The sequence below is a fragment of the Actinomadura sp. 6K520 genome (genome assembly GCF_004349245.1).
In the GTDB taxonomy this organism is placed as follows: domain Bacteria; phylum Actinomycetota; class Actinomycetes; order Streptosporangiales; family Streptosporangiaceae; genus Spirillospora.
In genome coordinates this window covers 1-13204 of the sequence record NZ_SMLC01000185.1, presented here as the reverse complement: position 1 = coordinate 13204, position 13204 = coordinate 1, and the positions used below count along the sequence as shown (strand labels likewise).

Below are 13204 nucleotides of genomic sequence, written 5' to 3'. Positions count from 1 at the left end.
GGTTCGGCGGCGACGGCGCGGGCGGGGGAGCCCGCCACGGCGGCGTGCACGGCGGCGTCCAGGGCCCGGTCGGGGCCGGTGGACAGCGGGACGACCACCGCCGCCGGGACGTCCTCCTCGCGCCGCAGCCCGGCGAGGACGGCGTGCAGGTTCGCCTCCTCGCCCTCCAGGTGCGCGATGTAGGCCGGCTGGCCGGTGTGCTCGATCTCGACGAGCCGGGCGAGCTCGTGGGCGATCTCGGCGCCGGCCTGCCGGGCGGGGCCGGGGACGGCCAGGACGAGCGCTGGGGATCCGGGGGGCAGCAGGAAGGACTCGTCGCCGCGGTGGCGGCCGCCGCGGGGCGTGCGGCGCCGTCGGGAGGGAAGTGCCTCGGATGCCTGGCTTTCGGGACTCACGGCGGGCATCGTAACGCCCTGGGGCCCGTGCGTCGGCCTTCCGCCCAGGCCGGTCATGTCCGGCGGGCCGGTGTGGGCGCCCTCGTTCCGGCCGCCGTCGTTGCCTGTATGGATCGCCGATCTCCTTCCCGTTCCGGCCGCGACGCGAGCGGGGGGTGAAGGAGCACAGTATGGCGCATCCGCCCCGGGACGACAGGGGGAAATGAAGTAAATTGTCCGGATTTGCCGCAATCTCTTTGCGGAGGTTCGGGGGCCATCGCCCGGCCCGGGCACATACCCGCAGGTGACACGGAATGGTCCCAATGCGTCCGAAAGGCGGCAAAGGGGTTGCGGCCCGGTCACGCACCGCCTTTATGATCCAGGGACCCTCCGCGCCGGAACGTTCGAGGTCACATGGAATTCGTTTCATCCAGGGGGGACGCCCCCCAGGACACCACGGCGAAGACCGATGAGCGCCGCCCAGCCGAAGCGGCCGGCCGCCGGCGCACGCGCTCGATCCGCACCCGGGTCGCCGCGCTGCTGCTGGTTCCGCTGCTGTCCCTCGTCGCGCTGTGGGGGTACGCCGCCAACGTCACCGGCCGGGACGCGCTGGCCCACCGCAACTACCACACGCTCGACCGCCTGCTCGCGCCGACCGGCCAGGCCGTGCTGGTGGAGCTGGGCAAGGAGCGCCAGGCCTCCGCCGTGTTCCTCAGCACCCCGCGGGAGAGCGCGCCGTCCACGCCGAGCTCCCTCGACCAGCAGCGCAAGCGCCTGGACGCGGCCATCGAGGGTTTCCGGCGGCAGGCCACCTCCGCCGCCGCCCGGGACGCCATGCCCGCCGGGCTGGAGGAGCGCGTCGAGGAGGTCGTCAGGGGGTTCGGCGGGCTCACCGGCCTGCGGACGGGCATCGACGCGCGCTCCATCGAGCGGCTGACCGCGATCAACTACTACGGCACCATGGTCGACGACGTGCACCGGGTGTACGACCGCCTCGACATCGACGACTCCGAGCTGTACAACGCGACGCTGGCGACCCGGCACGCCGGCCGCGCCCTCGAACTGCTGCAGCGCGAGAACGCGCTGATCGCCTCCGCCCTCATCACCGGGGGCCGGATGACGGCGCCCGAGCACCGGATGTTCGTGGAGATGGTGGGCGAGCAGCGCTGGCACTGGACCAGGCAGCGCTCGCTCCTGGACCGGGAGGTCTACGCGACGACGAGCGCGCCCGTGTTCGCCTCACCCGTCTACCAGGACTTCCAGGGCGTCGAGGACCGGATCGCCGACGCCGATCCGCGCAGGCCGCTGCCCATCGCCGCGGAGGAGTGGCAGCGGACGGCGCAGCAGCTGGTGCTGAGGGCCAACGACATGCTGCTCGCCAACTCCCGGCTCGCGGGCGAGGACGCCGACCGGCTCGGCCGCGCCGCCTACGTCCGGCTCGGCGTCGTCGGCGGCCTCGGCCTGCTGGCGATCCTCGTCTCGGTGCTGCTGTCGCTGCGGCTCGCGCGGGGATTCGTCCGCGAGCTGGTCGGGCTGCGCGGATCCGCGGAGGAGCTGGCCGACCGCCGCCTGCCCGCCCTCGTCGACCGGCTGAGCCGCAACGAGGGCGTGGACGTCGCCGCCGCGGCGCCGCCGCTGGAGGCGGGCCGCACCACCGAGGTCGCCCGGCTCGCCGAGTCGTTCTCCAAGGTGCAGCGCACCGCCGTCGACGCCGCCGTCGGCCAGGCCGAGCTGCGGGCGGGCGTCAGCCGCATCTTCCTGAACATCGCCCGCCGCAACCAGTCGCTCCTGCACCGCCAGCTGACGATGCTGGACGCCCTGGAGAGCCGCGCCGAGCCCGACGACCTGGAAGACCTGTTCCGGATCGACCACCTCACCACCCGCATGCGGCGGCACGCGGAGAGCCTGATCATCCTGTCCGGCGCCACGCCGGGCCGCGGCTGGCGGCATCCGGTGCGCTTCGCCGACGTGCTGCGCGCCGCCGTCTCGGAGATCGAGGACTACACCCGCGTGACCGTCCTCACCGAGTCCGCGGACGGCCTGGTCGGCGCGGCCGTCACCGACGTCGTCCACCTGCTGGCCGAGCTGCTGGAGAACGCCGCGACGTTCTCCCCGCCGACCACCGAGGTCCGGGTGATGGCCGAGCGCGTCGGCACCGGGTTCGCCGTCGAGATCGAGGACCGCGGCCTCGGCGTCCGGCCCGAACTGCTCGAGGAGGCCAACCGGCGGCTCGCCGAGCCGCCCGAGTACGACCTCGTCGACACCGACCAGCTCGGGCTGTTCGTCGTCGCGCGGCTCGCCGCCCGGCACGGCATCACCGTGTCGCTGCAGCGCTCCCCGTACGGCGGCGTGACCGCGATCGTGCTGCTGCCGCACGAGCTGGTGGTGCCCGCCGAGCAGATGGCGGCGGCCGAGGCGGCCGCCGAGATCGAGCCCGGGGACCACCTCGCGGACGACGGCGCGGTCCACGTGCGGGCCGAGGCGCCGCGCGAGGCCGCGCTGGTGCCCGCGTCGCGCTCGGAGTCGGTCGTCCCGCTGCGGGAGACCGACGAGTCCGGGCGGTTCGCCTCCCTGCCCGCCGCCGAGCCGCACGAGCGGCGCCGGCGCGCGGAGGAGGCCGCCGGGCACACCTCCGCCGGGCACATGGAGGCGCCGCCCGCGCTGCCCGAGCTGTCCGGGACAACCGTGTCGTGGGGGACGCCCGGTGAGGCCGGGCCCGGCGCCCCGTCCGGGCCCCGGCCCAACCCCTGGTCGGACGAGGCCGCACCCGTCCCGGAGGCCGTCCCGGACTCCGGCGAGGAGACCCGCGAGGAGACCCGCGAGGACGCCGGCGCGCACACCGGCGGGGACGCGGCCGAGATCGTGGACGCCGACGAGATCGTGGACGCCGACGAGATCGTGGACGCGGACGTGGTCGACGACGCCCGGGAGGACTGGCAGCCCGCGGCCACCCACGCGGGCCTGCCCCGCCGGGTGCGGCAGGAGAACCTGGCCCCGCAGCTCCGCAAGCGTCCCCCGCCGCCCCCGCCCCGCGTCGGCGACGGCGCGTCCGGGGGCATCGCACGCTCGCCCGAGGAGGCACGTTCGCTGATGGCATCGATACAGCAGGGATGGCGGCGCGGGCGCGCGTCGGACGTGGGCGGCGACGAGGGGGAGCGATGATGCACCACACCGCGACCGGTGAACTGAACTGGCTGCTCAACGACTTCGCCGGGCGGGTGACGGCGGTGCGGCAGGCGGTGATCCTGTCCCGGGACGGCCTGGCCATCGCGGCCTCCACCGAGCTGGGCCGCGAGGACGCCGAGCACCTGTCCGCGCTGGCGTCCGGCGTGCAGAGCCTGGCGCGCGGCGCGGGCCGGCACTTCGCCGGCGGGAACGTGCGCCAGACCATCATCGAGATGGACGCGCTGCTGCTGTTCGTGACGGCCGCCGGCGACGGCACCTGCCTCGCCGTGCTGGCCGACGCGGAGGCCGACGCCGGCCTCGTCGCCTACGAGATGGCGGTGCTGGTCAAGCGGGTCGGCCAGCACCTGCAGGCGAGCCCCAGGTTCGGAGCCGAGCACGAGACGGCGGGTGAGGGCTTCGGTGGCGCCGGGGGGACCTCGCCGCGGAGCCGGTGAGCGGCGATGGCGTCCTCAGAGCGGTGGCTGGACCGGGAGGCCGGTCCGCTCGTGCGTCCGTACGCCATGACCCGGGGACGGACCCGTCCCGAGGGCGAGGGCTTCGAGCTGATCGCGGTCGTGGCGGCCACCGGCGTCCCCGCGGGCGACCGGCTGCGCTACAGCCCCGACCACGCCCGGGTGCTGCGCGCCTGCGCGCACCCCGTCCCCGTCGTCGAGCTGTCGGCCGACCTGGGCCTGCCGATCGGCGTCGTCCGCGTCCTGCTCGGCGACCTGCGGGACGAGGGACTGGTCGCGGTGGTCGCCGAGGTGGAGCCCGTGCGGGGCCGCCGCCCACCGAACGGAGTGCTGCGGGAGGTGTTGAATGGCCTACGCGCCCTCTGAGGGGACCGGCCTGGGCGCCCGCCCCCTCGTCACGACGAAGATCCTGATCGCCGGCGGGTTCGGGGTCGGCAAGACCACGATGGTCGGCTCGATCAGCGAGATCAGGCCGCTGCACACCGAGGAGCCGCTGACCGACCGCGGCGTCGGGGTGGACGACGTGTCCGGCGTCGGCGCGAAGACGACCACGACCGTCGCGATGGACTTCGGGCGGATCACCCTGTCGGAGCAGCTGCTGCTGTACCTGTTCGGCACGCCCGGCCAGGAGCGGTTCTGGTTCATGTGGGACGAGCTGGCGGCGGGCGCGATCGGCGCCGTCGTGCTGGCCGACACGCGGCGGCTGACCGGCAGCTTCGCCGCGATCGACTACTTCGAGCGGCGCGGCGTCCCGTTCGTGGTGGCCGTGAACTGCTTCGACGGCCGGCGCACGCACCGGCCCGAGGACGTCGCGATCGCGCTCGACCTGGACCCGGACGTCCCCGTGCTGCTGTGCGACGTCCGGCGGCGCGAATCATCGAAGGAGGTTCTGGTGGCGCTGATGGAGCACGTCCTGACCTGGCCCGACCCGCAGGAGGCGCCGGATGGCCCGCGTCCGCCGGACCGCCGGGAAGCCGCGACGTAGTAGAGTCCCGCACACCCCCGTACTCCACGCATCGGGAGGTTTCCCCCGCATGTCCCGCCTCCGAGTGCCGAAGCAGTGATGGCCGCACCCCGTTTCTCCTCCATCCGGACGAGGATCACGCTGCTGGTCCTCGTCCCGCTGCTGGCGTTGACGTCGCTGTGGGTCTTCGTCACCGGCATGACCTACGGCGACGCGAACCAGCTCCTGGAGAGCAGGAACTTCCAGCAGAAGACCGTGCTCCCCACGCAGCGGCTCATCGCCGGCCTGCAGAAGGAGCGGCGCCTGTCGATGACCTGGCTCGGCGACGCGCGGTCGGCCGGCGCGAACGAGATCCGGGCGCAGCGCAGGGCCACCGACAAGGCGGCCGGGGAGGTCCGCGCCGGCAGCCGTGACCAGGGCATGCGCGAGACGATCCTGCCCGAGGTGGTCACGCGGATCGACGCGCTCGTCACCAGGCTCGGCGGCCTCGACGGGCTGCGCCGCACCGTCGACGGCCGCGCCGCCGGACGCGGGCACGTGCTGCGCGAGTACAACGAGCTCATCGACGCCGGCTTCGCGATCTACAGCGCGACCGCGCCGGCGGAGGGCTCGATCACCGCCCGCGCCCGCACGCTCACCTCGTTCGGCCGCGCCCGCGAGTACATGGCCCGCGAGGACGCCCTGCTGACCGGGGCGCTCGCCGCGGGACACATCTCGCCCGCCGAGCGCGCCGAGTTCGCCAAGCTCGTCGGGGCGCACCACACGATCCACGCGGACAACGCCCGCGACCTCCCCCGCCGGTTCCACGCCCGCTACGAGCGGATGATGGAGACCCCGCCGTTCCGGCAGCTGACGCGGATGGAGAACGAGGTCATCCACGGCGCCGAGCCGCCCGCGGCGGCCGCCGAGCGCGGGACCGCCGCGGGCGGCGGCACGTCCCCGGAGGGGGCGCAGGCCGGCGCGCGGGAGGTGACCGTCATCGAGCCCGGCGCCTGGCGCAGCGCCAGCGACGCCGTCCACGACCGGCTCTTCGAGCTGGAGAACGACATCCTCGACGACGTCACCGAGCACGCCCAGGGCATCGCGATCGGCACGTTCACGCGGCTCGCCCTCGCCGGCGGGCTGGGGCTGCTCGCGATCCTGCTGTCGTCGTTCTTCGCCGTCCGGGTCTCCCGGCGGCTGGTCCGCGAGTGCCGCGAGCTCGCCGGCGGCGTGGTCGAGTTCACCCAGGAGAGGCTGCCGAGGCTGGCGGAGCGGATCCGCGCCGGGCGGCCCGCCGAGCCGGAGCCGGAGCCCGGGCTCGACTTCAGCATCACCGAGATCCGGCAGATCGCCGAGTCGTTCGACCGCGCCCGCGAGGCCGTCGTGCGGTCCGCCGAGGGCGAGGCCGCGGCCCGCCGCGGCATCAGCGAGGTGTTCGTCAACCTCGCGCGCCGCAACCAGGCGCTGCTGCACCGCCAGCTCGGCCTCCTGGACTCCATGGAACGCCGCACCGAGGACCCGTCGGAGCTGTCGGACCTGTTCCGGCTCGACCACCTCGCGACCCGGATGCGCCGGCACGCCGAGGGCCTGGTGATCCTCGCGGGCAAGACGGCGGGCCGCGGCTGGCGCCGCCCGGTGCCGCTGGTGGACGTCGTCCGCGGCGCCGTCGCCGAGGTCGAGGACTACCCGCGCGTCCGGGTGCAGCCGCTGCCGCGCGTCGCGCTGCTCGGCTCCGCCGTCGCCGACGTCATCCACCTGCTGGCGGAGATCGTGGAGAACGCCACCACGTTCTCGCCGCCGCAGTCGCCGGTGCGGGTCACCGGGCACGCGGTCGCCAACGGCTTCGCGATCGAGGTCGAGGACCGGGGCCTCGGGATGACCGAGGAGGCGCTGCGCGCCGCCAACGCGCGGCTCACCCGGCCGCCGGACTTCGACCCGTCCGACAGCGCGCAGCTCGGGCTGTTCGTCGTGGCGCGGCTGGCCCAGCGGCACGGCATCCAGGTCACGCTCCGCCAGTCCCCGTACGGGGGGACGACCGCGATCGCGCTGATCCCCGGTTCGCTGATCGTCGACGAGCCCGACCCCGAGCCGACCGCGCGCCGCCTCACCGGGCCGATGCAGACGCTGCCGGGCACCGCCCCGGCCCTGTCGGCCTCCGGGGCGGCCTCCGCGCTGCCCGCGGCCGCCCCGGGCGGCGTCGTCCGCCTGGTCGAGGCCGAGCCCGCCGGCGGGGCCGCCGCGCCGGAGCCCGAACCGGAGCACCCGGCGCCCGGACCCGCCCGGCCGGGCACGGAGGCGCCGCCGGAGCCCCCGGCGCCGCTGCAGCCGGGCGAGCTGCCGAAGCGCAGGCGGCAGCAGCACCTGGCGCCCCAGCTCAAGCAGCGGGTGGACGAGCACCTGGCCGCCCGGGGCCAGGCCCCGCCCGCGGCCGACGCGCCACCGGCGGAGCCCGCCCGCCCGCCGCGCGGGCCCGAGCCCGCCGGCATGCCGCTGTCCGCGCCCGTCCCGGCGGACGGGGCGCCGGACGCGGCGCCGCCCCGGCCCGGCGGCGACAGCGCGCCCGCGCCCGGGACCGTTCCGGACGAGGACGACCCGGCGCGCTCACCCGAAGTACTGCGATCGATGATGTCCGCCATGCAGCGTGGCTGGCAGCGTGGCAGACAGGACGCGGCCGACGCGGAGGCCGCGAGCGACCCAGCCGACCAGGAGGACGACACCCCATGACAGAGGCCCAGTACCCCGGCGCCGAGGTCCCGGGCGGAGGCGGTGAGCTGGACTGGCTCCTCGACAGCCTGGTCCAGCGGGTCGCCCCGGTGCAGAACGCGGTGGTGCTGTCGGGCGACGGCTTGAAGATAGCCGCGTCCAGCGGGCTGGCCCGCGAGGAGTCCGACCACCTGAGCGCGGTGGCCGCGAGCTTCCAGAGCCTCGCCCGCGGAGCCGGGGAGTCGTTCGGCGGCGGGCCCGTCCGGCAGACGATCGTGGAGATGGAGTCGTCGTTCCTCTTCGTCACCGCCGCCGGGAAGGGCGCCTGCCTGGCGGTCCTCGCCGCCGCCGACGCCGACCTCGGTGTCATCGCCTACGAGATGGCGATGCTGGTCACCCGCGTCGGGCAGCACCTGTCGGCCAACCCGCGGGTCGCCGCGGCCGAGCCGGGCGGCGTTTGAGGTGGAGGGGCGAGGCGGCGCCTGGTACGACGAGGCCGCGGGGCCCGTCGTCCGCCCGTACGCGCTCACCGGCGGCCGGACGCACTACGACGGCGTCGAGTTCGATCTGGTCGCCCTCATCGTCGCGGTGGAGCCCGCCGTGGCCGATGACGATTCCGCCGCACTCCACGCGACCCCGTGGTCGCCGGAGCCCGAACATGACATGATCCTGGAGCTTTGCCGCACCCCGTTGTCGGTCGCCGAGATAGCGTCGGATCTGGAACTCCCCCTCGGGGTCGTCCGTGTCCTGCTCGGCGACCTGCTCGACCACTCGCTGATCCAGGTCCGGCGTCCCGCGCCGGTGGCGCAGTTCCCCGGCGAGCGTGTACTCAAGGAAGTGATCGATGGAATCCGTGCGCTCTGACGCGGCGGCCGCCCAGGGCGATTCCGCGCTGACGGTCAAGATCCTCGTGGCCGGCGGCTTCGGCGTCGGCAAGACCACCCTGGTCAGCGCGGTCAGCGAGATCCGTCCGCTGCGGACCGAGGAGGCCCTGACCGAGAAGAGCATCGGGATCGACGACACCACGGCCGTCGCGTCCAAGACGACGACGACCGTGGCGATGGACTTCGGGCGCATCACGCTCCCGAACGGCCTCGTGCTGTTCGTGTTCGGGACGCCCGGCCAGGACCGGTTCTGGTTCATGTGGGACGAGTTGGCCAAGGGCGCGCTCGGCGCGGTCGTCCTGGTGGACACCCGCCGCCTGGCGGACTGCTTCGCCTCGGTCGACTACTTCGAGCGGCGCGGCGTCCCGTTCATCATCGGCGTCAACCGGTTCGACGGCGCGGGCCACCACTCGCACGAGCAGGTGCGCGACGCCCTCGACCTGTCGCCCGACATCCCGGTGATCTCCTGCGACGTCCGTGACCGGGAGGACGCCAAGCGCGTGCTCATCACACTCGTGGAACACATCATGCGCACCATGAGCGGCCGGCAGACGGTCAGCTATTAGCGTCCGGCACTAGCGTCGTCCCGAACGGCCCCTGTCCGCCTCACGCGGGCAGGGGCCTTCGCTCGCCCCGGCTTTGTCTTCTGAGTGGAGAAAGTTGGGTCACGATCGCGAAAAGGTCTTCACAACGCGGCGAAAGCCGGTTACGTTCTCGCCATGAGACCGGGGTCACACCGCCCCGGTCTCGTCCCGGAGGACCTGAGAGGACGACGTGATGCGCATGTCGGCTCGCCCGCAGAACGTGCACCAGGCACGGCTGCTGCGGCTGCTGCGTGACGAGGGCCCGCGCTCGCGCGCCGAGCTGGGCGACGTGGTCCGGCTGTCGCGGTCGAAGCTGGCCGTGGAGCTGGACCGGCTCGTCGAACTCGGGCTCGTGGAGGGCGCGGGGCTCGCGGCGTCCCGGGGCGGCCGGCGGTCCGGCATCGTGCGGCTGTCGCCGAGCCTGCGGTTCGTCGCCTTCGACGTCGGTGCCACCTCGATCGACGTGGCGGTCACCGACGGCGCGCTGGAGGTGCTCGGGCACGTCAGCGAGGAGTGCGACGTCCGGCAGGGCGCGACCGTGGTGCTCGACCGGGCCCTCGACCTGCTCGGCAAGCTGCGCGACGAGGGGCTGATCCCGCAGGTGCACGGCACCGGGATCGGCGTGCCCGGCCCGGTCAGCTTCCGCGACGGCATGCCGGTCGTCCCGCCGATCATGCCCGGCTGGGACCGGTTCCCGGTGCGGGACGCGATCGGCCAGGAGCTCGGGTGCCCGGTCCTCGTCGACAACGACGTGAACCTCATGGCGCTGGGGGAACTGCACGCGGGGCTGGCGCGCTCGGTCGACGACTTCCTGCTCGTCAAGATCGGCACCGGGATCGGCTGCGGCATCGTCGTGGACGGCGCCATCTACCGCGGCGTGTCCGGCAGTGCGGGCGACATCGGCCACATCCGCGTCGACGACGACGGGCCGATCTGCGCGTGCGGCAACGCGGGCTGCCTGGAGGCGTACTTCGGCGGCGCGGCGCTCGCCCGGGACGCCGAGGCGGCGGCCGGGTCGGGACGGTCGCCGCGGCTCGCCGCGCTGCTGGAGACCCACGGGACGCTGTCGGGCGAGCACGTCGGCGAGGCGGCGGCCGCCGGGGACCCCGTCGCGGTGCAGATCATCCGGGAGGGCGGCCGGCATGTCGGGCAGGTGCTCGCCGGGCTGGTCAGCTTCTTCAACCCCGGGCTCGTCATCATCGCGGGCGGCGTCGCCGGGCTCGGCCACGCGCTGCTCGCCGAGATCCGCAGCGTCGTCTACCGCCGGTCCGCGCCGCTCGCGACCGGCAACCTCCCGATCGTGCTGTCCGAGCTCGCCGGCGCCGCCGGGGTGGTCGGCGGCGCCCGCCTCATCAGCGACCACGTCTTCTCCGCGTCCTGACCCCCGACCCCTCTCCGCGTCCCTATCCCGTGGCTCCGGCCCCCGAGGAGGCCCGATGGGCTCGCCCGAAACCGAACCGCTGCTGCTGATGCGCGGCATCGTCAAGCAGTTCCCCGGCGTCCGCGCGCTGGACGGCGTCGACCTCGACGTGCGGCCCGGCGAGGTGCACTGCCTGCTCGGGCAGAACGGCGCCGGGAAGTCGACGCTCATCAAGGTGCTCGCCGGCGCGCACCAGCCGGACGACGGCGAGATCGTGTTCGCCGGGGAGCCGGTGCGGCTCGCCGGGCCGAACGCCGCGATGCGCGCCGGGATCGCGACGATCTACCAGGAACTCGACCTCGTGGACGGGCTGTCGGTCGCGGAGAACATCTTCCTCGGCCACGAGAAGTCCACGCTCGGCTTCACCCGCCGCGGCGACGCCGAGCGGGCGGCGCGCGAGCTGCTCGGCCGGCTCGGGCACGCGGAGATCTCGCCGCGCCGCGAGGTGGGGCGGCTTCCGGCGGCCGGAAAGCAGGTCGTCAGCATGGCCCGCGCCCTGTCGCACGAGGCGCGCCTCCTGGTGATGGACGAGCCGTCCGCCGCCCTCGCCCACGACGAGGTCGGCAACCTGTTCCGCATCATCCGCGAGCTGACCGCCGCCGGCGTGGCGGTGATCTACATCTCGCACCGGCTGGCGGAGATCCGGGAGATCGGCGACCGGGTGACCGTCCTCAAGGACGGCAGGGCCGTCGCGGTCGGGCTGCCCGCCCGGACCACCTCGACCGACGAGATCGTCTCGCTGATGACCGGCCGGGACGTCGAGTACGTGTTCCCGGAGCGTCCGGAGCCCGCTGCCGAGGCCGACGGGCCCGAGGTGCTGCGCGTCGAGGGCCTGACGCTCCCGGGCTCCTTCGCGGACGTATCGCTCAGCGTCCGCGCCGGTGAGATCGTCGGGCTCGCCGGGCTGGTCGGCTCCGGCCGCTCCGAGATCCTGGAGACGATCTACGGCGCGCGGCGCCCCGCGCGGGGCCGGGTGCTGATCGACGGGCGCCCGGTCCGCCCCGGCGACACGGGCGCGGCGGTGCGGCGCGGCATGGGCATGGCGCCGGAGGAGCGCAAGAGCCAGGCGCTGCTGATGAACGAGACCGTCGCCGGGAACGTCACCGTCGCGGGGCTGTCCCGGTACGCCTCGTTCGGCTGGCTCGACCGGCGCCGCGAGGTCGCCGACGTGCGCCGGCAGATCGAGGCGCTCGACATCCGGCCGCCCGACCCGGCGCGCCCGGTCGTGACGCTGTCGGGCGGCAACCAGCAGAAGGTCGTGCTGGCGCGCTGGCTGCTCGGCTCCGCCGGGCTGCGGCTGCTGATCCTGGACGAGCCGACCCGCGGCGTGGACGTCGGCGCGCGCGCCGAGCTGTACGCGGTGATCCGCGAGCTGGCCGGGCGCGGGATCGGGGTGCTGCTGGTGTCCAGCGAGGTCCCCGAGGTGCTCGGGCTCGCCGACCGGGTCCTCGTCGTCCGCGAGGGACGGGTCGTGCACACCGGCGACGCCCGCGCACTCGACGAGGCCACCGTGCTGAACATGATCATGGAAGGGAGCGCCCTGTGACCGAGACGAGTCAGGGGTCCGGGGGGTCGGCCCCACAGACCCCGCCGGGCGGCGGGGAGCAGGACGGAAGGCTCGGCTCGCTGGCCAAGCGCGTTCCGCTGGGCAAGGGGCCGGGCGGCCCCCGGCCGCCGGCGGGCACCGGAGCCGCCGCCGTGCGGGGGCCGGGGGAGATCCGGCACCTCGGGCTGGTCGCGGCGCTGGTGCTGCTCGCGGGCGTCGGCCTGGCGACCCAGCCGGAGAACTTCGCCACGTCCGGGAACGTGGTCGCCATCCTGGTGCTCGCCGCGACCATCGGCGTGATCACCGTCGGGCAGACCTTCGTGATCATCGGCGGCGGGATCGACCTGTCCGTCGGGTCGGTGATGGCGCTGGCGTCGGTGTGGGCGACGACCGTGGCGACGCAGTCGTACGGGCCCGCGGTGATGGCGCTGTGCGCGATCCTCGTCGGGACCGGCACGGGCGTCGTGTCCGGGCTGCTGATCAGCTACGGGCGGCTCGTCCCGTTCATCGCCACGCTCGCGATGCTCGTCGCGGCGCGGGGGCTGGCGCAGCGGATGTCGGACCGCAAGACCCAGCTGATCGGTCCCGAGAACGACGCGCTCGTGGCGCTGTCCACCACGCGGGTGCTCGGGCTGCCGCTCGTCGTGTACATCTTCGCGGCCGTCGCGTTCGCGGGCTGGCTGCTGCTCAACCGCACCACGTTCGGCCGCCGGACGTTCGCGGTCGGCGGCAACCCCGAGGCGGCGCGGCTCGCCGGCATCGACGTCCGCCGGCACACCCTGGCGCTGTACGCGCTGTCGGGGTTCTGCTGCGGTATCGCCGCGATCATCATCATGGCGCGGACCACCACCGGTTCCAGCACGCACGGCGACCTGTACGAGCTGGACGCGATCGCCGCCGTCATCATCGGCGGGACGCTGCTCACCGGCGGGCGAGGCACGGTCGTCGGGTCGATCCTCGGCGTGCTGATCTTCACGCTCATCACCAACCTGTTCATCCTGAACGGCCTGCAGACCAGCGACCAGCTGATCGCCAAGGGCGCGATCATCGTGGCCGCCGTGCTGCTGCAGCGCCGCGGGCTCCGCTCGCCCACCTGACCCCCTTCACCC

At 74.4% G+C, this 13204-nt stretch carries 11 protein-coding genes and 1 pseudogene; 11 read left to right on the top strand and 1 reads right to left on the bottom strand.

Annotated elements, in window-relative coordinates:
• Positions 1–395: pseudogene (locus E1289_RS31555) on the bottom strand (hypothetical protein); the annotation flags it as partial.
• Between the two features lie 393 nt (positions 396–788).
• Here E1289_RS31555 and E1289_RS31550 point away from each other — a divergent pair.
• The 11 genes from E1289_RS31550 (at position 789) to E1289_RS31500 (ending at position 13192) form a co-directional block, all read left to right on the top strand.
• Entirely contained in the window at positions 789–3536 is a 2748-nt protein-coding gene (locus E1289_RS31550) for a nitrate- and nitrite sensing domain-containing protein (protein WP_131986756.1), read from the top strand.
• Complete coding sequence (locus E1289_RS31545; RefSeq protein WP_207929272.1) at positions 3533–3994, top strand: roadblock/LC7 domain-containing protein; 462 nt, start codon at positions 3533–3535, stop codon at positions 3992–3994. The genes E1289_RS31550 and E1289_RS31545 overlap by 4 nt, the downstream gene beginning before the upstream one ends.
• A 6-nt stretch (positions 3995–4000) precedes the next feature.
• Positions 4001–4378 (top strand): DUF742 domain-containing protein, encoded by a 378-nt coding sequence (locus E1289_RS31540; RefSeq protein WP_131986754.1) that lies wholly within the window; start codon positions 4001–4003, stop codon positions 4376–4378.
• On the top strand, positions 4359–4997 hold the full coding sequence (locus E1289_RS31535) for an ATP/GTP-binding protein (RefSeq protein ID WP_131986752.1): 639 nt from the start codon (positions 4359–4361) through the stop codon (positions 4995–4997). Before E1289_RS31540 ends, E1289_RS31535 begins: the two co-directional genes overlap by 20 nt.
• 78 nt (positions 4998–5075) lie before the next feature.
• Complete coding sequence (locus E1289_RS31530) at positions 5076–7682, top strand: nitrate- and nitrite sensing domain-containing protein (RefSeq protein WP_131986750.1); 2607 nt, start codon at positions 5076–5078, stop codon at positions 7680–7682.
• Positions 7679–8122, top strand: a complete 444-nt coding sequence (locus E1289_RS31525) for a roadblock/LC7 domain-containing protein (protein ID WP_131986748.1) — start codon at positions 7679–7681, stop codon at positions 8120–8122. The genes E1289_RS31530 and E1289_RS31525 overlap by 4 nt, the downstream gene beginning before the upstream one ends.
• Before the next feature lies 1 nt (position 8123).
• Positions 8124–8525 carry a DUF742 domain-containing protein gene (locus E1289_RS31520; protein WP_131986746.1) on the top strand — a complete coding sequence of 134 codons (402 nt, stop codon included), beginning with the start codon at positions 8124–8126 and terminating at the stop codon, positions 8523–8525.
• A complete protein-coding gene (locus E1289_RS31515) occupies positions 8506–9111 on the top strand; it encodes an ATP/GTP-binding protein (protein WP_131986744.1) in 606 nt (201 codons plus the stop codon). The genes E1289_RS31520 and E1289_RS31515 overlap by 20 nt, the downstream gene beginning before the upstream one ends.
• 211 nt (positions 9112–9322) lie before the next feature.
• Complete coding sequence (locus tag E1289_RS31510; RefSeq protein ID WP_207929271.1) at positions 9323–10510, top strand: ROK family transcriptional regulator; 1188 nt, start codon at positions 9323–9325, stop codon at positions 10508–10510.
• A 55-nt stretch (positions 10511–10565) separates the two neighbouring features.
• Positions 10566–12095: a sugar ABC transporter ATP-binding protein gene (locus E1289_RS31505; protein WP_131986742.1), complete on the top strand. Its 1530-nt coding sequence runs from the start codon at positions 10566–10568 to the stop codon at positions 12093–12095.
• The gene (locus E1289_RS31500) at positions 12092–13192 is read left to right on the top strand and encodes an ABC transporter permease (protein ID WP_243713273.1); all 1101 of its coding nucleotides are present in this window, start codon (positions 12092–12094) and stop codon (positions 13190–13192) included. The genes E1289_RS31505 and E1289_RS31500 overlap by 4 nt, the downstream gene beginning before the upstream one ends.
• Positions 13193–13204: the final 12 nt, after the last annotated feature.